This is a genomic window from Sideroxydans sp., assembly GCF_054604835.1.
Genome location: NZ_JBTSFG010000003.1, coordinates 11208 through 37234 on the forward strand (window position 1 = coordinate 11208; position 26027 = coordinate 37234).

The window sequence follows — 26027 nt, forward strand, 5'->3', positions numbered from 1 at the left end:
GATTATAACCGAGCGATCCTCAATTCGCAGCGCAATCGACCACTGCCCGCCCGCGTGCCTTGCCTGCTATCAATTGCTCGCATGCATGCGGCAACTCATTCAGCGTAATGGTATGGGCGATCTTTTCCAGTCCGCCCGGACGCAAGTCCGATGCCAACCTGCCCCACAACTGTTTGCGCAACGGCATCACGGTGGCAGCCGAATCCACACCGAGCAACTTCACCCCGCGCAGGATGAACGGGAACACCGTGGTGTTCAGCGCCGCGCCGCCGGCATTGCCGAAGCTGGCGATGGCGCCTTCCATTTGCATGGTGCGCGTCAGCCAGGCCAGCGTGTCGCCGCCCACCGCATCCAGCGCCGCCGCCCACAAACCTTTTTCCAGCGGGCGCGTGCTTTGCATATCCACGCTGCTGCGCAGCAACACTTCGCTTGCGCCCAGACTCTTCAGGAAATCCTGCTCGCTTTCCTTGCCGGTCAGCGCCACCACGTGATAACCCAGTTGCGCCAGCATCTGCACCGCCAGACTGCCCACGCCGCCAGTCGCCCCGGTGACGATGACCTTGCCCTTGCCCGGCGTCACTTCGTTCTGCTCCAGTCGGTGGATGGCCAGCGCCGCCGTGAATCCCGCCGTGCCCAGCGCCATCGCTTCGAACAGGGTCAACCCGACCGGCAACGGCACCACCCAGTCTGCGGGTACGCGCGCGTATTCGGCAAAGCCGCCGTCATGCGCCACCCCCATGTCGTAACCGGTGACCAGCACGGCATCGCCCGCCTTGAAACGGGTGTCCGCCGAACTCTCCACCACGCCGGACAGATCGACGCCGCCCACGCACGGGAAGCGGCGGATCACCTTGCCCGCGCCGGTCGCCGCCAGCGCATCCTTGTAGTTCACACCGGAGTGATGGACACGAATGACGAGTTCGCCCGCATCCAGATCATCCAGCGACAGATCGACCAGCCTGCCCTGAGACTTGCCGTCCTCTTCGAATATGCGGAAAGCGCGGAACGTAGTCATCACAGATCCAGCAGCACCAGTCCCGGCATCTCCAGATATTCCTTGATCGCGACCAGGAACTGCACCGCTTCGCGGCCGTCGATGATGCGGTGGTCGTAGGAGACTGCGAGATAGTTCATGGGACGGATGACGACCTGGCCGTTCTCCGCCACGGGCCTGTCCTTGGTGGCGTGGATGCCGAGGATGGCGCTCTGCGGCGGGTTGATGATGGGGGTGGACAACATGGAGCCGAACACTCCGCCATTTGTAATCGAGAAAGTGCCGCCGGCCAGCTCTTCCATACCGATCTTGCCGTCCTTGGCACGTGCGGCGAAATCGGCGATGCGGCGCTCGATATCCGCGAAGGACAACTTGTCCGCGTCACGGATGATGGGCACCACCAGACCGCGCTCGCTGCCGATGGCGACGCCGATATCGAAATAGTTGTGATACAGCACATCGGTGCCGTCCACCGACGCGTTGACGACCGGGAACTTCTTCAGCGCGTGCACCGCCGCCTTGACGAAGAAGGAAGAGAATCCCAACTTCACACCGTGCTTCTTCTCGAATGCATCCTTGTAGCGGCTGCGCAGTTCCATCACGGGCTGCATGTTCACTTCATTGAAAGTGGTGAGGATGGCGGCGTTGGCCTGCGATTGCAGCAGACGCTCGGCGATGCGCTGACGGATGCGCGTCATCGGTACGCGTTGTTCGGTGCGCCCTTCGCCTGTCGCTGCAGCGGACACCGGCACAGCGGCCGCTGCGGGCTTGGCCTGCACCGCGCTCAATACATCTTCCTTGGTGACCAGACCATGCTTGCCACTACCTTTCAGGCTGGCCGCATCGACATCATGTTCATGCGCCAGTTTGCGCGCCGAAGGCGATGCCGCAGCGGGCGCATCTGCCTTGGCGGGTTCGGCAGGTGCCGCAGCGGCAGCAGGTGCGGCGACAGTGGCCGCCGAATCGATCTGTGCGATGACCTCGCCGCTGACGACTTGCGAACCGCTCTCCTTGAGGATACGACTCAGCACACCGCTCTTGATCGCGGGCAGTTCCAGCACCACCTTGTCGGTCTCGATGTCAATGAGGTTCTCGCCTTCGCTGACCTGCTCGCCGACCTTCTTGTTCCAGGTCAGCAGCGTCGCTTCGGAGACGGATTCGGAAAGTTGCGGGACTTTGACTTCAATGATGCTCATGGCGATGTACTCCTGGTCGGTTCTTGACGTCCAGATCGGGGCGGAAGGCAGCCTCGACCACAGCTTTCTGTTGTTCGTTATGGATGGCGAGATAGCCCGCGGCCGGCGAAGCCGAGGAAGGCCTTAACGCATAGTCGAGGCGCATGCCCCTGCGCATCTGGCGCAGCAGGTAATGCTGGATGCGGTGCCATGCACCCTGATTGCCCGGCTCTTCCTGACACCACACGACCTCTGTCGCGTTCGGATAAGCGGCGACCTGCGCGGCGAATTCGTCATGCGGGAAGGGATACAGCTGTTCGATGCGTATGATCGCCATGTCGTTAATGCCGCGTTCGGCGCGCCCTTTGACCAGATCGTAATACACCTTGCCGCTACAGGCGATGATGCGACGCACCTTGCCCGCATCCAGCGCATCCACTTCCGGGATCACCGGCAGGAAGCCGCCGTGCGTCAGATCTTCCAGCGGCGAGGAAGCATCCTTGCTGCGCAGCAGACTCTTGGGCGTGAACACGATCAGCGGCTTGCGTGTGGGGCGCACCATCTGACGGCGCAGCAAGTGGAATATCTGCGCCGAATTGGACGGAATGCACACCTGGATGTTGTAGTCCGCGCACAATTGCAGATAGCGCTCGATGCGGGCGGAAGAGTGTTCCGGCCCCTGCCCCTCGTAACCGTGCGGCAACAGCATGGTGAGACCGTTCAACCTGCCCCACTTCGCTTCGCCGGAGGTGATGAACTGGTCGATGACGACCTGAGCGCCGTTGGCGAAATCGCCGAACTGCGCCTCCCAGATCGTCAATGTCTCGGGTTCTGCTGTGGCATAACCGTATTCGTAACCGAGCACTGCAGCCTCGGACAGGATGGAATTGATGACCACGAAGTCAGCCTGGTCGGCCGCCAGATTCTGCAAAGGCACGTGGTAACCCTTGTCCCACTGCGTACGGTTCTGGTCGTGCCACACCGCGTGACGATGGAAGAAGGTACCGCGCTCGCAATCTTCACCGGACAATCGCACCGCGTACCCTTCGGTGAGCAAGGTGGCATAAGCCAGATTCTCGGCCATGCCCCAGTCCAGTTCCAGTTCGCCCTTGCCCATGGCAATGCGGTCGGTCACGATCTTCTGCACGCGCGAGTGCAGCTTGAATCCCTCCGGCACTTCCGTCAGTCGCTCGGCCAGTTGTTGCAAGCGCTCGCGCGACACACCGGTGTCGAGCGGGATGTTCCACGGCACGTCGCCACGGTACTTGGCCCAGCTCACGCCGTATTCGAAGTGGTAGTCCGGTATGACTTTAGCGATCGGGTTGCGCCCTTCATCCAGCGCATTACGGTAGTCGGCAACCATGGCATCGGGTTCGCCTGCTTCAATCACCCCCGCCTCCACCAGCTTCTGCCCGTACAGCGCCCGCATGCCGGGGTGCTTGTTGATGTAGCTATACATGAAAGGCTGAGTGACCAGCGGCTCATCCTGTTCGTTGTGCCCCAGCTTACGGAAGCAGACCATGTCGATCACCACGTCCTTGCTGAACTGCTGGCGGAAGTCGAAGGCAAGCTCGGTCACCATCAGCACGGCCTCGGGATCATTGCCGTTGACGTGGAACACCGGCGCTTCGACCATCTTGGCAACATCGGTGCAATACTGCGACGAGCGCGCATCCTGCGCCATCGAGGTGGTGAAACCGATCTGGTTGTTGATGACCACGTGCACCGTACCGCCGGTCTTGTAGCCGCGCGTCTGCGACAAATTGAAGGTTTCCTGATTCACGCCTTGTCCGGCGAATGCGGCATCGCCGTGCAGCAAAATCGGCAGCACTTCCTTGCCCTTGATATCCTTGCGTCGATGCTGGCGGGCGCGTACCGAGCCTTCCACCACCGGGTTCACGATCTCAAGATGGGAAGGATTGAAGGCGAGCGTGACGTGCATGGGACCGCCCGGCGTGTCGATGTCGGACGAGAATCCCTGGTGGTATTTCACGTCGCCGGAGGTCAGGTGTTCGTGATGGATGCCTTCGAACTCAGCGAACAGGTTCTTGGGCTGTTTGCCCAGGGTGTTCACCAGCACATTCAGACGGCCACGATGCGCCATGCCGATGACGGATTCCTTCACGCCTTGCTTGCCCGCGCGCTGCAACAGGTGATGCAGCAGCGGTATCAATGTCTCGCCGCCTTCCAGCGAAAAGCGCTTCTGCCCGACATATTTGGTATGCAGATAACGCTCCAGCCCTTCGGCGGCGGTGAGATGGGAGAGGATGGCGCGGCGTGTCTCGACCGGATAATCAGGCAGCCCCTGTTCGCCCTCCAGTCGCGACTGTATCCAGCGCTTCTGCGTCACATTGTTGATATACATGTACTCTGCCCCGACGCTGCCGCAGTAGATACGGCGCAGCCGTTGCAGGATGTCGCGCAATGTCATGCGCGCGCCGCCCACCAGTGAACCGGTATTGAACAGGGTGTTCATGTCCGATTCGGAAAGATTGTAGTAGGACGGATTCAGCTCGGCGACCTCGGGCTTCACATGCCGCGCGAGTGGATCAAGATCGGCAGCGCGCACGCCGAGGAAGCGATGCGCGTTGATCAGTTGCAGCACCGAAGCCTGCTTGCGCATCTCGTCGGTTTGCGCGACAGAAGGCCGGGAGGCTGCTGCGGCGTCAAGTGCCAGGCCTTTCTGTATCGGCGTGTGGGCTACATCCGCCTGCCCCCCCGTCGCCTGCAGCTTGGTGAAATACTCGCGCCATTCCGGCGGCACACTACCGGGATCACGCAGGTAATCTTCATACAATCCCTCGATGAACACGTTGTTGCCGCCGAACAGCGGCGAACTGTCTTGCATCGCTTGCAGGTAACTGCTCTCGGGGGCGGTCATGGTTCTTCCGATCAGCGTTTGTCCACCGGCACGAAATCACGACGCACTGCACCGCGATACAACTGGCGCGGACGGCCGATCTTCTGCTCCACGTCTGCCACCATCTCGTTCCACTGCGACACCCAACCTATGGTGCGGGCCACGGCGAAAATCACGGTAAACATATTGGTCGGGATGCCGATGGCGCGCAGCACGATGCCGGAATAGAAGTCCACGTTCGGGTACAGCTTGCGCTCGATGAAGTACGGATCGTTCAACGCGGTCTTCTCCAGCTCCATCGCCAGCTCGAACAGTTTGTTGTTCTCCAGCTTGAGTTCCTTCAGCACTTCGTAACATGTCTCGCGCATCACCTTGGCGCGCGGATCCATATTCTTGTACACGCGATGACCGAAACCCATCAGGCGGTATTTCTTGTCTTTCACGCCCTGCACATATTCCGCCACGCGCGACACATCACCGATCTCTTCCAGCATCTTCAAAGCAGCCTCGTTGGCCCCGCCGTGCGCCGGACCCCACAGGGCGGCGATACCCGAAGCGATACAGGCAAACGGATTGGCACCGCTGGAACCGGCCAGTCGCACGGTGGAAGTGGACGCATTCTGCTCGTGGTCCGCATGCAGGATCAGGATGCGTTCCAGCGCGCGCACCAGGATGGGATTGGGCACGTAGTCTTCCGCCGGTGTGGAGAACATCATGTACAGGAAGTTCTCCACATAGGAGAACTTATTCTTCGGATAGGCGAAAGGTTCGCCCACGTTGTATTTGTACGCCATGGCCGCGATGGTCGGCACCTTGGCCAGCAGGCGGTGTGCGGAAACGGTGCGGTGTTGCGGATTGTTGATGTCGAGCGAGTCGTGATAGAACGCCGACAACGCACCGACCACGCCAACCATCACCGCCATCGGGTGCGCGTCACGGCGGAAGCCGTTGAGGAAACGTGCCAGCTGGTCGTGCACCATGGTGTGGCGCGTGATGTTGCGGGTGAATTCCGCCTTCTGTTCCGCGCTCGGCAGTTCGCCGTTCAGCAGCAGATGACAGACTTCAAGGAAGTCGGAGTTCTCCGCCAGCTGTTCGATCGGATAGCCGCGGTAATACAGCAAGCCCACATCGCCATCGATGAAAGTGATCTCGGAGATACAGCTGGAAGTGGAAAAGAACGCGGGGTCGTAGGTGAACAGCCCGGCTTTCCCCAGATTGCGGATGTCGATCACATCCGGCCCCAAAGTACCTTTCAGGATAGGTAGTTCCAGTGTGCGCCCGTCATCCAGCGTCAATGTTGCGATACGATCGGTTTCCATATTCATCTCTTCCCCTCTCAAACCTGTTTTAACCATTCCAGCACTTCGCGCTGTCGCGCCTGTTCCGGCTCTTTTTCACCGCGCACCAAATCCCACAGGTCGGTGTCCGGCAGGTCCAGCAATTCATCAAAGGCTCCGCGCTGCTGCTCGTCTAATTGTGCATAACGCTGCGCGACGAAACGTCCCAGCAGGATGTCCATCTCGAGCATGCCACGCCGGCAACGCCAGCGCACCCGCTCCAGAAAAACCGGATCGACAGGCAGCATCAGGATCGCATCCTTATACCATCCTCTTTACCATCATGTCCTTGATCTTGCCGATGGCTTCCGTAGGGTTCAATTCCTTGGGACAGACGTCGACGCAATTCATGATGGTATGGCAACGGAACAAGCGATACGGGTCTTCCAGATTGTCCAGCCGCGCTGCCGTATCCTGATCGCGCGTATCCGCAAGGAAACGATAGGCCTGCAAAAGACCCGACGGCCCGACGAACTTGTCCGGGTTCCACCAGAACGAAGGGCAGGCCGTCGTACAGCACGCGCACAGGATACATTCGTACAAGCCATCCAGTTCGGCCCTATCCTTGGGTGATTGCAAACGTTCCGTCTCGGGCGGCGGATCGTTGTTCACCAGATACGGCTTGATCGAATGGTACTGCTTGAAGAACTGCGTCATATCCACGATCAGATCGCGGATCACCGGCAGTCCCGGCAAGGGACGTATCTCGATCGGCTGCTTGAGCGACGATAAGGGCGTGATACATGCCAGCCCGTTGCGCCCGTTGATGTTCATCGCGTCCGAACCACATACCCCTTCGCGGCAGGATTTTCGGAAACCGAGGCTGTCGTCCTGCTGGCGCAACATCATCAATGCATCGAGCAGCATGGCATCGCCTGCCTGCAGATCGAGCTCGTAATCCTGCATGTACGGCGCTTTGTCCGCTTCGGGGTTGTAGCGATAGATCTTGAATCTCATCATCGCCTCCTAGTAGACCCGCGCCTTGAGCGGGAAGGTTTCGACCGTCAGCGGTTTCAGACGCACCGGTTTGTAATCGAGGCGCCGGTCCTCACTGAAATACAACGAGTGCTTGAGCCAGTTCTTGTCGTCGCGCTCGGGGAAGTCCTCGCGTGCATGCGCGCCGCGGCTTTCCTTGCGCGCCTCGGCAGCGGTCATGGTGGCCTGCGCCACTTCGATCAGGTTGTCCAGTTCCAGCGCCTCGACGCGGGCCGTGTTGAAAACCTTGCTCTTGTCCTTGATCTCGGTGGTCTTCACGCGCTCGGCGACTTCGCGGATCTTGGTCACGCCTTCCGCCAGAAGATCCGGGAAACGGAACACCCCGCAATGCGTCTGCATCACTTTGCGCATCGCGTCACCGACTTCCGCGACGCTTTCGCCGTTCTTCTGGCTCTCCAGACGTGCCAGGCGCGCCAGCGGGCGGTCAGCCGCATCCGCGGGCAAAGGCTTGGGATTCGGATTGGCTTTCAGGTCTTCGATGATCTGGCGTGCGGCGGCACGACCGAACACGATCAGGTCGAGCAGCGAATTGCAGCCGAGACGATTGGCGCCATGCACCGACACGCAGGCACATTCGCCCACCGCATAGAAGCCCTGCACCACCACATCCGGGCCGGTGCCGTGCGGCGCGACCACTTGGCCGTGATAGTTGGTAGGGATGCCGCCCATCATGTAGTGCGCGGTCGGCACGACCGGGATGGGCGCTTTGGAAGGATCGACATGCGCGAATTTGAGTGCGATGTCGCGAATGCCCGGCAGACGGTGACGGATCACCTCGTCGCCCAAATGATCGAGCTTGAGCAGCACATGGTCGCCGTGCGGGCCGCAGCCGCGCCCTTCCTTGATCTCGGTCGCCATCGCGCGTGACACCACATCGCGGCTGGCCAGATCCTTCGCGGTCGGCGCGTAACGCGGCATGAAGCGCTCGCCGTCCTTGTTCACCAGATAGCCACCCTCGCCGCGCACCCCCTCGGTGATCAGCACGCCCGCACCGTGCACGCCGGTCGGGTGGAACTGGAAGAACTCCATGTCTTCCAGCGGGATGCCGGCACGTGCCGCGATACCGAGGCCGTCACCGGTATTGATGTAGGCATTGGTGCTGGCCGAGAAGATTCGCCCCGCCCCGCCCGTTGCAAACAAGGTCGCACGCGCCTGCAGGATCATCACTTCGGAAGTCTCGATCTCCATCGCCACCACACCCAGCACGTCACCGTCCTGATCGCGGATCAGATCGAGCGCCATCCATTCCACGAAGAAGTTGGTGTTGGCTTTGACATTCTGCTGGTACAGCGTGTGCAACAAGGCATGGCCGGTGCGGTCGGCTGCTGCACAGGCACGCGGCACCGGGTTCTTGCCGTAGTCCTGCATATGGCCGCCGAACGGGCGCTGGTAGATCTTGCCGCTGTCGAGTCGGTCGAACGGCATGCCGAAGTGCTCCAGCTCGTACACCACTTCCGGCGCGGCACGGCACATGTATTCGATGGCGTCCTGGTCGCCCAGATAATCCGAACCTTTTACGGTGTCGTACATGTGCCAGTGCCAGTTGTCCTCGTTCACGTTGCCCAGCGAAGCGGCGATGCCGCCCTGTGCTGCGACGGTGTGCGAACGCGTGGGAAACACTTTGGACAGCACGGCGACTTTGAGCCCGGCCTGCGAAAGCGTGAGCGCCGCACGCATGCCCGCGCCGCCCGCGCCGACCACGACCACATCAAACGTTCTTTTCGATATTGCCATCAGAGACCCCAGAGGATTTGCACTGCCCAGATCACATACAGGATCAAAGCCAGAATGACCGACACATGGATCAGCAAGCGGACGCTGGCCGGCTTCACATAATCCATCACGATGTCACGCACGCCTATCCATGCATGATAGAAAAGACTGAGCAGGAACAGCAGCGATAAGGATCGCATCATGTTGCCGGAGAACAGCTCGGTCCAGACGTCATAGCCGAGCGCCGGCTGTAACAATGCCCAACCGGCCACAGCCGACACATAGACCGCCATCACCACCGCAGTGACGCGCTGGGCCAGCCAGTCGCGCAGTCCGTAATGCGCGCCGGTCACGATACGGTTCACCATAGCTTCACCCCCATGACAACGGTCAATGCCAGACTCACCGCCAACACCCAGCGGCTACTGGCGCGCGCACCGGACAGTCCGTGCAGCAGATGCAGGTCTATCGCCAGATAACGCAGCCCCGCGAAGAAATGATGCAGGAATGCCCACAACATTCCGATCAGCGCCAGCTTCACCAGCGCATGATCGAGATACTCCGCAAGGTTGGTAAAAGTCTCGATGGAGCGCAAACTCTGGTCCAGCATGGCAAGCAACAGGGGCAAAGCCAGAAACAGGATCGCACCGGAGACACGGTGCAGGATGGAGACGTAGCCGGCTAACGGCAACTTGATCTTATGCAGTGCAAGATGTTTGGGGCGTGTCTTGTTCATATCCTTTTCCACTACCAAGATCGAGTGCCTCAATGTTACACCCGATGCAACGGGTTTAGATATCAATACGGCACCCGGTAATGAGTATTGAATTTTCTAATGCTCACATTAGGCCGCTCACAATAGACGCCAAAATGATATGTAATCGACCTTGCTATAACTTTACATTCGAAGAAAATGCAAACCCATGACTGCGTTCAAAAAACTAAAAACAATCAGGGAATTCGAAAAGGGTCGTATGCCACATCTGCGCTCTCACGAGGATTTCGACATCGTGATCGAGGTCGGTTATCACGAAGACATGGAAAAACCGTTGACGCTGAAATGCCTGCTATTGATGGAGATATCGTCTGCCACCACCGTCCAGCGCCGCGTGCATGCGCTGGTCGAAGCGGGCATCCTCACGCGATCCCGCAGCGAAAGCGACCGGCGCAGCGTCGAGCTGGGCGTATCCGGCCAGACGCGCAAACTGATCGATCGCTACGTCAAGATGCTGCACACTCACATATCCAAGTCGGCCTGATATGAACATCAACCTGGCCGACTTCGGCAGCAACGAAGAGATCAAGCAGCACGTCACGCATGCGCTCAGCGCCTACGGCGAGGTGGAGAGTGTCCATATCTTCGAGCCGGCCCCCAGCAATCCGCAGCATATCGTCCTCGCCACCATGACCGATATGGAACAAGCCCGCATCGCCTCCAGCTCGCTCGACCTCCGTTCCTTCGGACACAAGTCACTCATCATCCCCGTCTCCAAGTAACACGCCCGAACGCTTTCTTCCTCTGCACGCGGAACACTGGCAGAATACCCGCCACACCCACCCCGCAGGAGGAAACCATGAAAGCGCCCGTCCGTGTCACCATCACTGGAGCCGCAGGCCAGATCGGTTACAACATGCTGTTCCGCATCGCGAACGGCGACATGCTGGGTCGGGAGCAACCCGTCATCCTGCAATTGCTGGACATCACACCCGCGCAGCAGGCGTTGCGCGGCGTGGCGATGGAGTTGGAAGACTGCGCCTTCCCCATGCTGCAACAAGTCATCACCACCGACGATCCGCGTGTCGCCTTCCGCGACACCGAGGTCGTACTGATGGTCGGTGCCCGACCGCGCAGCAAAGGCATGGAACGCAAGGACTTGCTGGAAGCCAACGGCGCCATCTTCTCCGAACAGGGACGCATCCTCAACGAGGTCGCCGCCCGGCATGTGAAGGTACTGGTGGTCGGCAACCCGGCCAACACCAACGCGCTGATCGCGATGAAGAACGCACCCGATCTCGACCCGCGCAACTTCACCGCGATGATGCGTCTGGATCACAACCGTGCCATCACCCAGATCTCCCTGAAGCTGTTCCAGCCGATACAGGACATCAAAAAAATGGTGGTGTGGGGCAACCACTCCGGCACGCAGTATCCCGACCTGTCCCACGCGGAGATTCGCGGCCGCAAAGTGATCGATGTGCTTAAACAGAACAACTGGGAAGACTGGATCGAGAGCGATTTCATCCCCACCGTGCAAAAGCGCGGCGCGGCCGTGATCGAGGCGCGCGGCCTGTCCAGCGCCGCCAGCGCCGCCAATGCGGCCATCAGCCATATGCATGACTGGCTGTTGCGTTCGCACCATAACGACTGGGTCACCATGAGCGTGCCCTCGGACGGCAGCTACGGCATACCCGAAGGCGTGATGTACGGCTTCCCGGTGACCTGCCGCAACGGTCACTATGAGATCGTGCAGGGACTAGCCATCAACGAACTGGGTCGCAAACACATGATGGACAGCCACAAAGAGCTGATGGAAGAACGTTCGCATGTGACGCATCTGCTGGGTTGAAACGCGTACACGGCCGGAATATCCCTAAACTTTATGGGATTCAGGCCGATAGCTGCTCTACAACGCCAGACTTCAGGGGGGAAGGCATAGCATGCAGAACAAGAGCGCGTACGTCTCACAAAAAGAAGCCCCGTTCCCGGCCGGAACGGTACTCATCTCCAAGACGGACACCAAAGGCATCATCACTTATGTGAACGATGCCTTCGTGCACATCTCCGGATATTCCAGAGAAGAGTTGATCGGCAAGAGCCACAACATCGTGCGCCATCCCGATATGCCGCCGCAGGCATTCAAGTGGCTGTGGGACACACTGAAGGAAGAGCGCCCCTGGCGCGGACTGGTCAAGAACCGCTGCAAGAACGGCGACCACTACTGGGTGCAGGCCAACGTGGCGCCCATCATCGAGAGCGGTAACATCACGGGCTATGTCTCGGTGCGCCGCCCCCCTTCCCGCGAGGACGTGGCCGCCACCGAGTCTTTGTATACCGCGCTGCGCAACAGCGGGCAGCAGATCGTCTCCCGCTACGAACGCTACAAATTCAAGAACTGGTCGCTCACCTCCAAGCTGCAATTCCTGATCCAGATGTCGCTGGTGGTCGTGCTGGCCGGCGCCCAGATCTTCGTCTCGGCCAACCTGCGCGAGGAATCCAGAATACTTGCCGAGGAAAAAGGCGCCCAGGTCGCCAATGAGATCATCGACGGCGCCAACCTGTTGATGGTCACCGGCCAGATCAGCGAGACCGAGAACCGCAAACTGCTGCTACACAAGATCAGCACCGGCGTGAACATCCAATCGGTGCAACTGGTGCGCACCCAACCTGTCGTCGACCTGTACGGCCCCGGACTGCCGGAGGAACAGATCAGCGACGATGTGCAACGCGAGGTGATCGCCAGCAAGAAACCTCGCATCACGTTCAGCAAAGATACCAAGGGCGCCCCCCACCTGCGCGTCATCACCCCTTATGCGGCCAGCAAGGATTTCCACGGTACCGACTGTACCGGCTGCCACCAGACCGAGGAAGGCACCATACTCGGTGCTTCGGATGTAACGATAGACCTCGCGCCAGACTACGCCCGCATCAACAAAATGGAGATGCAGACCGTCCTCGGACAGGTCGCGCTGCATGTGTTCCTGTATTTCTTCATCGGCTTCTGCGTCAAACGCTACGTGCGCGCACCGGCTTCCGCCGTGCGCAGCGAGTTCCGCAACATCATGGAAGGTAATCTGGACGGCCATCTGGACATCTCGACGCGCGATGAGATGGGACAACTGCTGTGCGAGATCCAGACCATGCAGACCTATCTGCGTACCACGGTGGACGAGATCGTCACACCGGTGAAGAAGATACAGGGGCGCATCACCGAGCTGGATCAGCGCGTGAGTACCGTGGCGGACAATGCCATGAACGAGCGCGACAACATCCAGCAGATCACCCGCACCATGGAGCAGTTCAGCCAGTCGGTCGAGGAGGTCTCCCACATGGCGAACGATTCCCTGCAGGATGCCAAAGCCATGCAGCGCATCGTGGAGGAGAACAACCGCAACATGGAACTGAGCATCGAAGCGACCGGCGAGGTCGCCAGCACAGTGCAATCTTCCAGCAAGACCATCTCCGATCTGGGACAAGCCATCCAGCGTATCGGTGTCATCGCCGACACCATCAAGGAGATCGCCGACCAGACCAACCTGCTGGCATTGAACGCCGCCATCGAAGCGGCGCGTGCCGGTGAACAGGGACGCGGCTTCGCGGTGGTTGCGGATGAAGTGCGCAAACTGGCCGAACGCACCGCCAACAGCACCACCGACATCTCGCGCAACATCGGCGAGATCACAGCCATATCCGACACGGCTGTGACTTCGATGGAACATTCCGTCAGCAAGGTGAGCCAGAGTATCGATCTGATACGCAAGAACGGGGACGGTCTGAAGGAGATCATGAGCGCCTCGGTCAATGTCGCCTCGCGCGTTGACCATATCGCCAAGGCATCCAGCGACCAGACTGCGGCAGGCAAGCAGGTCGCCGAAAGTCTGGAGCGCATCACTGCACTGGTGGAACATAACGCCAGTTCCTCGACGGAAGCGAAAGCCTCCGCTGAAGAGCTGGCCATATCGGCGGTCGAACTGCGCAAGGCCGGCTATCCGCTGACCAAGTGCGGCATGACTGACAACACCGGGGATTAGTGCACTAATTCCTGCTTGCACGACCCCTCGCTGCGTCCTATGCTGGGCGCATGCAATTCCTCCAAGGGGTCGTCATGCCGAACATACGTCCGCCTGCTGTCGCCGGTTCCTTTTATCCGGCCGATGCCAACATCCTGGCCGCTGATGTGCGCGCCTTGCTGGCCACCCCTGCAGCGAGCAGCCTGACTCCCAAGGCATTGATCGCCCCCCATGCCGGATACATGTATTCCGGCCCTGTTGCCGCCAGCGCCTATGCCAGCCTGCGCACTGTCGCTTCACGCATCCGTCGCGTGATCCTGCTGGGCCCGACCCACCGCGTCCCGGTACACGGCATGGCCCTGCCGGATGCGGACTCCTTCTCCACCCCGCTGGGCCAAGTCAGGCTGGACACGGATGCCATGCAAGCCATCGCAGCGCTGCCTCAAGTCACCGTCAGTGCGCCGGTGCATGCCTTCGAGCATGCGCTGGAAGTGCAACTACCCTTCCTGCAGATAGCGTTGGACGATTTCACCCTGTTGCCACTAGCCGTCGGGGATGCCAGCGCGCAGGAAGTCGCGGAAGTTTTGCAGTTGATCTGGGGCGGCGCAGAGACCCTGATCGTGATCAGTTCTGACCTTTCTCACTACTTGCCATATGAAGTATCCAAACTGATCGACCAGAAGACCGCTAAAGACATCCTCAAGCTGCGTCCCGACATCACGCATGACGAGGCATGCGGCGCGACGCCGATCAACGGCCTGCTGCTTGCCGCACGCCGGCATCACCTCACCCCGCATCTGCTCGACCTGCGCAACTCGGGCGACACTGCCGGGCCGCGCGATGGCGTGGTCGGCTACGCGGCTTTTGCCTTTTGTGAGGAGAGCAACCATGAATGAAGAAGATCACGGACTGACTTTGCTGCGACTGGCGCGCGCCGCCATCGCCCGCGAACTCGGTTTCGACTCGCACGACCTGCCGTCCAGCGACTGGCTGGTGCAAGAGGGGGCGACCTTCGTGACGTTGAATTTGCACGGCCGTTTGCGCGGTTGCATCGGCAGCCTGGAAGCACACCGTCCGTTGATCGACGATGTGCGTCACAACGCCGTGGCTGCTGCATTCCGCGACCCGCGCTTCCCGCCGTTGAGCAAAGAAGAGTTCGCAGAAGTGCAGATCGAAGTCTCATTACTCAGCCCACCCGAACCCATCAGCTTCAAGAGCGAGCAAGATGCCTTGGCGCAACTCCATCCCGGTCAGGACGGCGTGATCCTTGAGTATGGCCGCAGCCGCGCCACCTATCTGCCGCAGGTATGGGCGCAATTACCGGAGCCGGTCGGCTTCATCGGCAATCTGAAAGAGAAGGCGGGGTTGCCCGCCGACTTCTGGTCCGACGACATCCGCCTGTCCCGTTACAGCGTGCGCAAATACAGCGAAGGCGCATAAGGAGCACTTGAGATGGATGAGGCTATCAGCATCGACGAACGCTACCCTGCCCGCTACTGGCACCGGCTGGATGACGGCCGCATCCAGTGCGATCTGTGTCCGCGCGACTGCAAGCTGAAAGAAGGGCAACGCGGCGCGTGCTTCGTACGGGGCCGCATCGACGATGCGATGGTGCTCACCACCTACGGCCGCAGCTCCGGATTCTGTGTGGATCCTGTCGAAAAGAAACCGCTCAACCATTTCTACCCCGGCAGTCGCATCCTGTCGTTCGGCACGGCGGGCTGCAACCTCGCCTGCAAGTTCTGCCAGAACTGGGACATCTCCAAGGCGCGCAGTTTCGACAAGCTCGCCGATCAGGCCACACCGCAAGCCATCGCCAGCACGGCGCTCGATCTGGACTGCCTGAGTGTCGCCTTCACCTACAACGACCCGGTGATATTTGCCGAATACGCGATGGATGTGGCGGACGCCTGCCATGCGGTCGGCGTCAAGACGGTCGCCGTGACGGCCGGCTACATCCATGCACAGCCCAGGATCGATTTCTACGCGAAGATGGACGCTGCCAACGTCGACCTGAAAGCCTTTACCGACGAATTCTATTTCAAGCAGACCGGCGCACATCTCGGGCCGGTGCTGGAGACCTTGCAGTATCTCTGCAAGGAAACCGACGTATGGGTGGAGCTGACCACCCTGCTGATCCCGGGATACAACGACAGCGCCCACGAGATCGGCAAGATGTGCGAATGGATCGCTGAAGAACTCGGGCCGGACGTGCCGCTGCACTTCACCGCCTTCCATCCCGATTACAAGATGACGGACATTCCGGCCACGCCGGCCTTGAAGCTATCGGAAGCCAGACGCATCGGCCATGCAGCCGGCCTGCACCATGTGTATACGGGGAACGTGCATGATACCGCAGGAGGAACGACGCACTGCGCCAGCTGCAAACAGGCGCTCATCGTGCGGGATTGGTATGAGATCCGCGACTATCGGCTCACCGCGCAAGGCAGCTGCCCGCATTGCGGCGAACTGCTAGCCGGACGTTTCGGCATATATCAAAGCCAGCCCGGCACACGGCGCATCCCCGTCCGCATCAGGCGCTGAACTCTTACCTGCTCAGATCAAAGATGCCTGCGCACCGTCAGGCACAGCGTCACAGAATTTCTCGGCAATAGCCGCGAACTCATGCTTGATCATATTGAAGGCCGCTACGATATCCGGATCGAAGTGCGTGCCGCTACCCGCCTCGATGATCTTCACCACCTCATCGTGATGGATAGCATGCTTGTACACGCGCCTTGATGACACGGCATCATAGACATCCGCCAGCGCCATCAGTCTGGCCGGTATGGGGATGTCCTCGCCGCTCAGACCGAAGGGATAACCGCTGCCATCCCATTTCTCGTGATGGCCGACCGCGATCTGTCGGGCGATACGCAGGAAATGGCTCTGGATATTGACTTCACTCTCGGCCGCCGCAATAGCATTGCCGCCAAGCAGCGCATGCTGCTTCATGATCTCGAACTCCTCATCGGTAAGTTTCCCGGGCTTCAGCAGGATGTGATCCGGGATGCCAACCTTGCCCACATCATGCAGCGGTGCCAACTTGAACAGCAGCTCGATGTTCTCCTCGGTCAGGAAGTCTTTGAACCTGGAATGCCCCCGCAAGTGCTGTGCCAGCAGACGAATATAGTGCTGGGTGCGCCGTATGTGATTGCCGGTCTCGTTGTCACGCGTCTCAGCCAGTGATGACAGTGCGAGGATGGTCGCATCCTTGATCAGCCCGATCTCATCCGTGCGCTGACGAAGTTCGGAGGTACGCTCGCGCACCATGCTTTCCAATCTTTCCTCGTGCTGGCGCAATTCAGCGTTCGCCAATTCCAATCTGTAGCGTGCCTCCTCGTTGAGGTTCTTCTGAGCTTCCAATTCCCGAAGCAAGGTTTCATTCTCGAAGCGTTGCTGCAACACGCGTCTGTAGTTTCGCGTCAATACCCGGCCGGAGAACAACACAACCATACTGAACAGCAGCAACATGCCGGCGATCTTCCAGTGCAGGGCATCATTCTCGGCGGCCACGCGCGCCATCAGCGGCAGCATGATGCCGCCCAGATAGGTGACGGAAGCAGGCGGATGTACTGGGTTCAATGTCACCGACACAGCGACCAGCCCGACCATGATGCTGATCATAATGCCCTGATTGAAAAGGTCATGCGGAAAGAACACGACTGCCGCAGCTCCCCACAACAAGCCGGAGGCGAGTGCAAAGACAGTGAAATGCTGATGCCAGTCGCGGCACTGATCCAGCGCTGAAAGGCTATGCCTGTCTCTTCTCCACTTAGACAGTTCGACCAAATGCAGCGCGAAAGAGGCGGACAACCACAAGATCATAAAATCATGGTGACCCAACTCCCAGTACAGCCATACAAACAATAGCTGCACGCCCATCTGCCCGAGCACCATCGCCGGGTACATCTCCATGCGTGTGCGTAGTTGCTCCCGGCACATAGGCAGATCTGCATGGCTCAACTGGAACCCCCAGTTGAGCCAACCGGGGGAAACGTGCTTGGGATGTTTGGTGGCGATATCCATGATCTCCCCCTTATCCGTATCGCGACACCCCCGCATGGGTGTTCCTCAACGGCAAAAGGGATGGGGCTATGCCATCTCGAACGACAAGTGGAGTTTGGCCAGATTCGACTGGTAGCGATCCGAAGCGTCCTTGAAGAATCGGCTACCGCGCACGATGGTCATCGCAGCTTCACGCTTGCCTAGTTCGACCAGCAGCAATGCCTGCGACGCGGCTTCGTGGAACTCATAACAGCTTTCATGCAGGTCATTCAGCAAGGCCACGTCCGTACAGTGCTTGCCACCCTCGCCGTGCAGCCATTTGCCGACCATGCAGTCTCTACAACAATCATCCGGCAGAACAGGCTTGTCAGACGAGTAGCCCTGAACATACGCTTCCACCTGGAAGCGTTGATTGAGGTGCGACTGGATAGCACGGATGCCGTCGAAACGTTCTATGGTGGGGATGTTGCGCTGAAGCGTATTGCCGACCTGTTTCCACATGATGTGCCTCCTGCAAAAGACCAGATGGGATGGTCATTCTGCGCGGCGGAAACGGCCGATACAATATGCCGAAAGGCCTATATATCGGCCTATGCAACAGCCTATATCACCCGCCTATCCTATTGATTCTATGTGAATCATAAAATCACCCGCACCAGCGCGAAGCCCCCGCCCGCTGTGCGGAAATTCGTGGTCTGCCCCTGATAGAGTCTGGCAGCGATCATCTGGAGACGACCGGCATACACATAGCAACGCACGTCATATTTCAATGACACGGACTCGTCACCCGAACAAACCTTGCGCTCGCCGGGCACCGCCAACTGCTGCGCGATGTAATCAGCCTGCATCACCTCTTCGAACACCCGCTTGGTCATCTTGTCACCGCGATAGGTACCCTTGCTGCCGTAACCGCTCACCGGCTTGAAGAACCATTCCTTGCGGATAGACCACCAATGTTCCGCATCCTCAGCGCGCACGATCTCAGTGTGCGGGATGCCTTGCTGCAAAGTCAGGATGACTTCATCCGCCACGCCAGCGCCACGCAATGCTGCGGCATCGGTCAGCCAGGCCAGCTTGCGCTTGTCCGCATATTTCGCATGATGTGCAGGCCCGGGCGTCAACACCACCTGCTGCCGTTCCCACACCTCCCGCAAATGCACATGCCGCGTCAGATCAAAATCTGTGAGGCGGTTGTAGATCAGATCGATGCGACGACCTTCCCGATACAAGCCGTCCTCTCGCGCCTCCAGTTGCGCCGGGTCGGCGATGAAAGCGGAGATGCCTGCACGTTTGAACAGTTTTTGCGCCAACAGGAATTCCGCATAGAGATATTGCGACTCAGGTTGCTCATCGACGATGGCGACCGTCTGCAGCGGTATGTCGCCATGCACCCGACGCCATTCATTGCGGAACATGCCGATGAATGCCTGCTCCATATCAGTCTCGCCTACCGCCTCGCCGTACAGCTTGGCAGTTCGCTGACTATCGATCAGCAGAGCATTCAGGAAAGCTCCGCCCGCGTTGGTGTTGATCTCGATCAGATGAACACCCTGCGTATTGAGATGGAAGTCGTAGCCGTAGAACACACCGAGCGGCGCATCTTTATCCGAGGGCCCCAGCGCCTGCTCTGCCGCTGCGATGACTTGCTGCATCTGCTGCAACTGCTGATCGCTGATGAAGACCGGTGCCGCCGCGAACAGATGCGGACACCGTTCGCTCACCAAGCCGTACCAATCTTCGCCCTGCGCCTTCAGCTCACCCTGCAAAGCCTCGGCATCCATGCCCGCCCAGTCCAGACATTCGCCGTTCAGATGCACGATGAAATCCTGGTCGACATCGAAATGTTCCCTTGCCATATCTGCCGACACCGTATCAACCACCGAGCATCGCCTTTTTCAGATCATCCTGTGCAGGCTTGTTGCCCAACCATATCTTCAACAACGCGCGCTTGAACGCCGCGCCTGCGATATTGCCGTACACCTTGCCGTTCAAACTGATCCGCGTGCCAGCGGCCGGTTGGTAATCGAGCGTGATGACATCCCCCTGCTTGGCCTCGCCGATCTCGTTGAAGATGTCGGCCATCAACATGAGTTGCGCCTTCATCGCCTTCAATTCAGCGCCATCATGGTTCGCCTGTATGGCCTCGTTGAAGGCGCCGTACAGCTTCCTGCTGCCCAGATCGCGCAGCATATGCATTGCGATGCGCTGGGGGTGTTCATCGGCGATCACCATGTCCGCAGCCATCTGCTTTTGCGGCAGATACAAGGCACCGACATAGACCTTGAAGAACCATTTGGTGCGTATGCCCGCCCCGTTCAGCACCAGTGTTTGAGAACCGACCTGCGCTGTATCACTCAGCTTGACGCCCGCAACCTCAAGCGCCATGACAGGCATGCACAGCAAACAGACCGCCATGCCCAGCATCACTTTCTTCATCTTCTTACTCCCGAATCCATATAACCCATTCACAGCGCCTCGAACACACCAGCGGCCCCCATACCGGTGCCGATACACATCGTCACCATGCCGTACTTTTGTTTACGACGACGCAGACCGTGCAACAGCGTGGCCGTGCGGATCGCACCGGTCGCCCCGAGCGGGTGACCGAGGGCGATGGCACCACCCAGCGGATTGACGATGTCCGGGTTCAGACCCACATCGCCGATCACCGCCAGCGACTGCGCGGCGAAAGCCTCATTCAACTCGATCCAGTCCATATCGTTGAGCGACAACCCGACCTGTTTCAGCGCACGCGGAATCGCCTCCTTGGGGCCGATGCCCATAATCTCCGGCGGCACACCCGCCACTGAGAAACCGAGGAACTTGCCGATAGGCGTGAGGTTGAAACGCTTCAGCGCCGCTTCCGAACACAACAGCACCGCGCCCGCCCCGTCCGACATCTGCGAACTATTGCCCGCCGTCACCGAGCCCTTCAGCGCGAACACCGTCTTCAGCTTCGCCAGTGCTTCCAGCGAGGTGTCCGCGCGCGGGCCTTCGTCCTGCGCGACCATGCGTGCCATCACGTTCACGTCGCGGCTATGCATGTCCGGCACATGCTCCGTGATCTGATAGGGCGTGATCTCGTCCGCGAACTCGCCGTTATTGATCGCCGCAATGGCACGCAAATGGCTCTGCAAAGCAAAGGTATCCTGTGCCTCGCGCGACACCTTCCAGCGCTCCGCCACCTTCTCCGCAGTCATCCCCATGCCGTAGGCGATGCCCACATGCTCGTCCTCGAAGATGGCCGGATTGAACGCCACCTTGTTGCCCATCATCGGCACCATGCTCATGCTCTCCACACCGGCTGCCAGCATCACATCAGCCTCGCCGAGACGGATGCGGTCCGCCGCCATGGCGACTGCCTGCACACCGGAAGAACAGAAACGGTTCACCGTCATGCCCGGCACCGTGTTCGGAATGCCCGCCAGCAGCAGCGCGATGCGCGCCACGTTCATGCCTTGCTCAGCCTCCGGCATCGCGCAGCCCACGATCACATCGCCGATGCTGGCCGGATCGAGCGACGGCGCCTGCGCCAGCGCACTCTTCAGCACATGCGCTAGCAGATCGTCGGGGCGCGTGTTGCGGAACATACCGCGCGGCGCCTTGCCCACCGGCGTACGGGTGGCAGCGACGATATAGGCTTCCTGAACTTGTTTGCTCATGGCTCGCTCCTGCGGATGAAGTTGGTATGCGGGGTGTCGTCTGCATCATACGTCAGCGCCCCTCTGTGGTAAATCTAGAGACGGAAATGCGAACGCCCCCTCGTCTGAGGGGGCGTTCGTTTGCAAAACGGCGCGCTAGCGCACCGCTGATTCAGCCATTACTTGATCTCGGACAAAAGTGCCGGAGATTTGACCAACTGACGCACGCCGTGTGCGTGGTCTTCTTCATACTTGTTGCCCTTGCACCATTCGCCCACGGTCTTGATGTTCACCTTGGCACACTGCGGACGCACACTCCAGGTCACCTGATACTCGGAACAGGCGCTCTCGTTGTACTTCGGACCGGTGGTGGAACCCATGAACTCGACAGGCTTGCCGGTATCGGTCGGCAGTGCGGAAGCCGACTGGATCTGGTTGAAATCCAGACCGCCCTCGGCCACCAGTGTGTACACCTGAGTCTCTACGCGCAACTCGGGATTCGCGCACTTCGCAGACACGCAGGAACCGAGACCCTTGCCGCCGGGCACATCGCAAGTCGTGTGGACATAGTGCACCTCGATGGTGTCGCCGGGCTTCAGCTCGCCGTGTGCGCTCTTGCACACGCCCTCGCCGGACCATGCCTTCTCGGCCTTGCTCAGCTTCTTGCTGAGGTTGCACTGATAACCGCTGCCATAACCTTCGTGGCCTTCGCCGGTGTAGATTGAGAAGTCCTTGGACTTGTGTTCCGCACCTTCGTGGAAGTGGATGTTGCACAGATGCATCTCGGATGCCGCCGGAGCCGCCTTGAACGTCACCTTGTTGTCACCGCTCTTGCTGTCGATATCGCGCGGTGTCTGCGGACCGAAGCCGGTACATGCCGACGCAGCGGCAGCATGATGCGCATCATGCCCATGCTCGCTACCGTGATCACTCGCCAACGCACTGCCCGAAGCCAACCCCAATACCACCATCAAACCTGCACAACTCTCCCTGAATCTCGTCATTTGCATCTCACCCTAATGTTCGTTGGAAAAATACCGCGTCTTATTATGTGGACTACCTGACAGTGCGATGTCGGGGCGTGATTCTACAAGCAAAGAAAGGAGAAAGTTGGCGCTTTAGAAATGACTAATATAGTTGCGCGCAGCAGGGAGAACGTAGGTCGGGTTACGCAGCGCTATCCCGACCTACGAAACTACAAATATTATTGCGATGCCGCCCTCATATCGCTCATATCACTATTGTTTGGCACAAACTTGCACTTCAATTCCCAGTATTCAACGGGGGTTCCAGGAAATCCCTCTGCTCGAACGTAAAGGTTTAGTGCCAAAGGTGAAGGTGTTAAATCTGCATCAGAAGAGTCGGGGGCGAAGCCCCCGCTAATTAAGTCCAGAGATCGAAGATGATCCAATTCCCTGTCAATCCGAATCACATCACTCGTTCCACAAACCGCTTTAACATCATCTATCGGGCAAAGAATTTTTTCTGCATATGGCCAACCTGCTCTTGAAACATACTTATCAGCACTCTCTATTGCGAACCGAAGAACTCGAACCTGTAGTGACGTAAGCTGCTTAAGAATTCCAATGAAAATTACATTACTATCATCTCCCCCCTCCTTACTACACGCAGATGCCAATAGTCCCGACCACATATCATGAACAACCTCGTCTTGAATCCAAGAACCCTCCTCAAAAACGTCGTGAGCAATCCTAGGTTGAACTGCAACAGGTGCATCGCCATAGTGCAGCTTTACCTTTTCTTCCGCTTTCTTGGCAAGAAGTGTTGCTCTAGATGCACGCCAAGCCTTCACATGATCTTGAAGCAGCAGGCCAAACTCCTCAGACGCTGGAAGACAAATCCGACCTAAAAAAGCTCTCGCAGCATCCACAACTCCATCAGTAATTTTCTCAATTGAGTTAGATACCGGTTTTAGACCGAACACATCAACGCTCTGATCTTCTTTATTCGCCATAAATAGCCTCACTTTATCAACGCCACAACCCTGCTTGCATCGTAGTCTGACCTTCAAATTTCTATCAGTTCCTCAACGGCTTCCCACTCTTCAACATATGCTCGATGCGCGCCTGCGTCTTGTCGGTCGCCAGCAGTTCCATGAAATGCTTGATCTCTAGGTCGAGCAACCATTGTTCATCCACCAGCGAACCCGCTTCCACATCACCGCCGCATAGCGTGTCGGCGACGCGGCAGCCGATGTCGTAGTCGTGTTCGGAGATGAAGCCGCCAGCGAGCATGTTGACCATGGCGGCTTTGAGGGTGGCGGTGCCGGTGCGGCCGGCGACCATGATCTGGTGCTGGTGCAGCGGCGGACGATACGCCGTGGCGTTGAGTGCCTTGGCTTCTTCCTTGGCGATATGCAGCAGTTCGAATCGGTTCATCACGATGCGGTCGGACGGTCTGAGGTAACCCATCTCTCTTGCCAGCTCGGCACTCTTGGCGACTTCGCCCATGGCGATGTGCTGGAAGTAGCGGCGCACGAAGGGGAAGATGTCGATGCGGTTGTCGCTGGAGTAGCGCTGTGCTTCCTGCGAGGCGCGCTGTGCCATCTCCTTACAGCCACCGCCTGCGGGCAACAGACCCACGCCGACTTCAACCAGACCGATGTAGCTTTCCAGCGTGGCGACGATGCGCGAGCAATGGATGGAGAATTCGCAGCCGCCGCCGAGTGCCAAGCCGTCCACGGCAGCGATGGTAGGGATCTGCGCGTATTTCAATCGCATCGAGGTCTGCTGGAACTTGGCGACCACGGTTTCCACCTTGGGCACGTTGCCGGTGGCGGCGTTGAGGATGTCGCCCACACCCCCACCGCCCGCTGCGGTGTATTTGACGCGATTCACCGCGCCCTTGAGCTTGCCGAACAGGCCGGTGTCGGGTGTCTCCTGCACGCCCTGCATGAGTTGCAGCAGGTTCGCGCCCGCCGAGAACGGCGGCTCGCTCTGCCACAGTATGAGCGCAGAGAAATGCGCCTCGGCCTCGTCCACCGCGCGCAGGATGCCGTCCAGCACTTCGTTGCTGACGGTGTGCATCTTGGTTTTGAAACTGAGGATGGCGATACTGTCGCCGGTGTGCCACAGGCGCACCTCGTCGGTCTCGAACACGGTCTCACCGTACTGGCGCACTTCGCCCAGCAGGTGGTCCGGATAGGGCTGGCGCAGGTAGACGGATAGTGCGGAGCGCGGCACCATCGCGCGCGTGGCCGGGGCATAAGAGCCGTGCGCCGTATGCACGCCGCTGCGCGTGGGATCGGCGACCCACACCGGCAACGGTTTGTCCGCCATCGCCTTGCCGGCGGCGATGTCTTCGGCGATCCAGCCGGTGACTTGCGTCCAGCCCGCCGCCTGCCATATCTCGAACGGACCGTTGTCCCAGCCAAAACCCCAGCGCACAGCGAAGTCGAGGTCGCGCGCGTTGTCGGCGATGGCTTCCAGATGCAGCGCGCAGTAATGGAACACGTCGCGAAACACCGACCACAGGAACTGTGCCTGCGGATGCTGACTGTTGCGCAGGCCGGCCAATTTCTTCGCCCAGTCGCGTTCGCGCAGGATCTCCTTCACACCGTCGTCCACCTTGGCATCGGAGAGTTTGTATTCGCGCGTGTGCAGATCGAGCACGTGGATCTCCTTGCCGATCTTCTGGTAGATGCCGCGCTTGCTCTTCTGCCCGAGCGAGCCCTGGTCGACCAGATACTGGAACCAACCCGGCAGTTCGAAATGTTTGTGCCACGGGTCTTCGGTGAGGTTCTCTCGCATGGTGTTGACCACGTGCGCGAACACGTCCAGACCGACCACATCCAGCGTGCGGAAGGTGGCACTCTTGGGGCGGCCGAGATAGCGCCCGGTGAGCGCATCCACCATGTCGAAGCCGAGGTTGAACGCGGCCGCATGGTGCTTGGTGGCGAGCATGGAGAACACGCCGATGCGGTTGGCGATGAAGTTGGGGGTGTCCTTGGCGCGCACCACGCCCTTGCCCAGCGTGGAGACAAGGAAGGTCTCCAGCTGGTCGAGCAGGGCCGCTTCCGTGCCCTTGCACGGGATCAGCTCCACCAGATGCATATAGCGCGGCGGGTTGAAGAAATGGATGCCGCAGAAACGGTGGCGCAGCGCCTCGGGGAAGGCTTCAGCCAAAGTGTTGATGGAAAGGCCCGAGGTGTTGGTGGCAAAGATGGCACGCGCGTTCACGAACGGGGCCACCTTGCGGTACAGATCGGACTTCCAGTCGATGCGTTCGGCGATGGCCTCGATGATGAGGTCGCACTCGCGCAGCTTGTCCAGATGCTGCTCGTAATTCGCCGCTTCGATGTAGCTGATGCGCGATGGTGATGAGATGGGTGCGGGTTCGAGTTTCTTCAAACCGGCCAGCGCCTTGTTCACATTGCCGTTCGCGTCGCCCTCTTTTGCGGGCAGTTCGAACAACAGCGTCTCGACATTGGCATTGACCAGATGCGCGGCGATCTGCGCACCCATCACACCGGCACCGAGCACGGCGACTTTGCGGATATTCAGATGATTGCCCATCGCATTCCCCTCAATCATTAAGCAGTGAAAACGGCGAGGC

Annotated in this window: 24 protein-coding genes; 7 read left to right on the top strand and 17 right to left on the bottom strand. The window is 59.3% G+C overall.

Going from position 1 to position 26027, the window contains the following annotated elements; all coding sequences use genetic code 11:
* Positions 1-19 precede the first annotated feature (19 nt).
* Genes ACYCZ5_RS05680 through sdhC form a run of 9 tightly spaced genes read right to left on the bottom strand, consistent with a single transcriptional unit; the run spans position 20 to position 9811 of the window.
* A complete protein-coding gene (locus tag ACYCZ5_RS05680) occupies positions 20-1015 on the bottom strand; it encodes an oxidoreductase (protein ID WP_461543824.1) in 996 nt (331 codons plus the stop codon).
* Positions 1015-2190, bottom strand: coding sequence for a 2-oxoglutarate dehydrogenase complex dihydrolipoyllysine-residue succinyltransferase (gene odhB / locus ACYCZ5_RS05685; protein ID WP_461543825.1), 1176 nt, complete (start codon positions 2188-2190; stop codon positions 1015-1017). The genes ACYCZ5_RS05680 and odhB overlap by 1 nt, the downstream gene beginning before the upstream one ends.
* Positions 2177-5050, bottom strand: a complete 2874-nt coding sequence (locus ACYCZ5_RS05690) for a 2-oxoglutarate dehydrogenase E1 component (protein WP_461543826.1) — start codon at positions 5048-5050, stop codon at positions 2177-2179. Before ACYCZ5_RS05690 ends, odhB begins: the two co-directional genes overlap by 14 nt.
* 11 nt (positions 5051-5061) lie before the next feature.
* Positions 5062-6348 (bottom strand): citrate synthase, encoded by a 1287-nt coding sequence (gene gltA, locus ACYCZ5_RS05695; protein ID WP_461544161.1) that lies wholly within the window; start codon positions 6346-6348, stop codon positions 5062-5064.
* 17 nt (positions 6349-6365) lie between these two features.
* Positions 6366-6614 (bottom strand): FAD assembly factor SdhE, encoded by a 249-nt coding sequence (locus ACYCZ5_RS05700; protein ID WP_461543827.1) that lies wholly within the window; start codon positions 6612-6614, stop codon positions 6366-6368.
* A 13-nt stretch (positions 6615-6627) separates the two neighbouring features.
* Positions 6628-7323 (bottom strand): succinate dehydrogenase iron-sulfur subunit, encoded by a 696-nt coding sequence (locus ACYCZ5_RS05705; RefSeq protein WP_461543828.1) that lies wholly within the window; start codon positions 7321-7323, stop codon positions 6628-6630.
* A gap of 9 nt (positions 7324-7332) precedes the next feature.
* Positions 7333-9096, bottom strand: coding sequence for a succinate dehydrogenase flavoprotein subunit (gene sdhA / locus ACYCZ5_RS05710; RefSeq protein WP_461543829.1), 1764 nt, complete (start codon positions 9094-9096; stop codon positions 7333-7335).
* The gene (sdhD, locus tag ACYCZ5_RS05715) at positions 9096-9443 is read right to left on the bottom strand and encodes a succinate dehydrogenase, hydrophobic membrane anchor protein (protein ID WP_461543830.1); all 348 of its coding nucleotides are present in this window, start codon (positions 9441-9443) and stop codon (positions 9096-9098) included. Before sdhD ends, sdhA begins: the two co-directional genes overlap by 1 nt.
* Complete coding sequence (gene sdhC / locus ACYCZ5_RS05720) at positions 9437-9811, bottom strand: succinate dehydrogenase, cytochrome b556 subunit (protein WP_461543831.1); 375 nt, start codon at positions 9809-9811, stop codon at positions 9437-9439. The genes sdhD and sdhC overlap by 7 nt, the downstream gene beginning before the upstream one ends.
* 238 nt (positions 9812-10049) lie before the next feature.
* Here sdhC and ACYCZ5_RS05725 point away from each other — a divergent pair, with 238 nt between their 5' ends.
* The 7 genes from ACYCZ5_RS05725 to amrS all read left to right on the top strand — a co-directional run bounded on the left by ACYCZ5_RS05725 (position 10050) and on the right by amrS (position 16347).
* The gene (locus ACYCZ5_RS05725; RefSeq protein WP_461543832.1) at positions 10050-10334 is read left to right on the top strand and encodes a MarR family transcriptional regulator; all 285 of its coding nucleotides are present in this window, start codon (positions 10050-10052) and stop codon (positions 10332-10334) included.
* 1 nt (position 10335) lies between these two features.
* On the top strand, positions 10336-10572 hold the full coding sequence (locus tag ACYCZ5_RS05730) for an RNA recognition motif domain-containing protein (protein WP_461543833.1): 237 nt from the start codon (positions 10336-10338) through the stop codon (positions 10570-10572).
* Positions 10573-10649: 77 nt separating this feature from the next.
* Positions 10650-11642 (top strand): malate dehydrogenase, encoded by a 993-nt coding sequence (locus tag ACYCZ5_RS05735; protein ID WP_461543834.1) that lies wholly within the window; start codon positions 10650-10652, stop codon positions 11640-11642.
* Positions 11643-11733: 91 nt separating this feature from the next.
* The gene (locus tag ACYCZ5_RS05740) at positions 11734-13824 is read left to right on the top strand and encodes a methyl-accepting chemotaxis protein (RefSeq protein ID WP_461543835.1); all 2091 of its coding nucleotides are present in this window, start codon (positions 11734-11736) and stop codon (positions 13822-13824) included.
* Positions 13825-13898: 74 nt separating this feature from the next.
* A complete protein-coding gene (gene amrB / locus ACYCZ5_RS05745) occupies positions 13899-14699 on the top strand; it encodes an AmmeMemoRadiSam system protein B (RefSeq protein WP_461543836.1) in 801 nt (266 codons plus the stop codon).
* Entirely contained in the window at positions 14692-15243 is a 552-nt protein-coding gene (gene amrA, locus ACYCZ5_RS05750; protein WP_461543837.1) for an AmmeMemoRadiSam system protein A, read from the top strand. Before amrB ends, amrA begins: the two co-directional genes overlap by 8 nt.
* A gap of 12 nt (positions 15244-15255) precedes the next feature.
* Positions 15256-16347, top strand: coding sequence for an AmmeMemoRadiSam system radical SAM enzyme (gene amrS, locus ACYCZ5_RS05755; RefSeq protein WP_461543838.1), 1092 nt, complete (start codon positions 15256-15258; stop codon positions 16345-16347).
* 12 nt (positions 16348-16359) lie between these two features.
* Here the strand turns inward: amrS and ACYCZ5_RS05760 are convergent, their stop codons facing one another.
* The 8 genes from ACYCZ5_RS05760 to ACYCZ5_RS05795 form a co-directional block, all read right to left on the bottom strand.
* Complete coding sequence (locus tag ACYCZ5_RS05760; protein ID WP_461543839.1) at positions 16360-17832, bottom strand: HD-GYP domain-containing protein; 1473 nt, start codon at positions 17830-17832, stop codon at positions 16360-16362.
* Between the two features lie 66 nt (positions 17833-17898).
* Positions 17899-18312 (bottom strand): hypothetical protein, encoded by a 414-nt coding sequence (locus tag ACYCZ5_RS05765; protein ID WP_461543840.1) that lies wholly within the window; start codon positions 18310-18312, stop codon positions 17899-17901.
* Between the two features lie 137 nt (positions 18313-18449).
* Positions 18450-19667, bottom strand: coding sequence for a hypothetical protein (locus ACYCZ5_RS05770; RefSeq protein WP_461543841.1), 1218 nt, complete (start codon positions 19665-19667; stop codon positions 18450-18452).
* A gap of 16 nt (positions 19668-19683) precedes the next feature.
* Positions 19684-20247, bottom strand: coding sequence for a chalcone isomerase family protein (locus ACYCZ5_RS05775; RefSeq protein ID WP_461543842.1), 564 nt, complete (start codon positions 20245-20247; stop codon positions 19684-19686).
* Between the two features lie 29 nt (positions 20248-20276).
* Positions 20277-21473 carry an acetyl-CoA C-acyltransferase gene (locus ACYCZ5_RS05780; RefSeq protein ID WP_461543843.1) on the bottom strand — a complete coding sequence of 399 codons (1197 nt, stop codon included), beginning with the start codon at positions 21471-21473 and terminating at the stop codon, positions 20277-20279.
* Positions 21474-21631: 158 nt separating this feature from the next.
* The gene (locus tag ACYCZ5_RS05785) at positions 21632-22456 is read right to left on the bottom strand and encodes a delta-class carbonic anhydrase (RefSeq protein ID WP_461543844.1); all 825 of its coding nucleotides are present in this window, start codon (positions 22454-22456) and stop codon (positions 21632-21634) included.
* Between the two features lie 200 nt (positions 22457-22656).
* A complete protein-coding gene (locus tag ACYCZ5_RS05790) occupies positions 22657-23427 on the bottom strand; it encodes an Abi-alpha family protein (protein WP_461543845.1) in 771 nt (256 codons plus the stop codon).
* Positions 23428-23491: 64 nt separating this feature from the next.
* The gene (locus ACYCZ5_RS05795; RefSeq protein ID WP_461543846.1) at positions 23492-25987 is read right to left on the bottom strand and encodes a 3-hydroxyacyl-CoA dehydrogenase/enoyl-CoA hydratase family protein; all 2496 of its coding nucleotides are present in this window, start codon (positions 25985-25987) and stop codon (positions 23492-23494) included.
* Between the last annotated feature and the right edge of the window lie 40 nt (positions 25988-26027).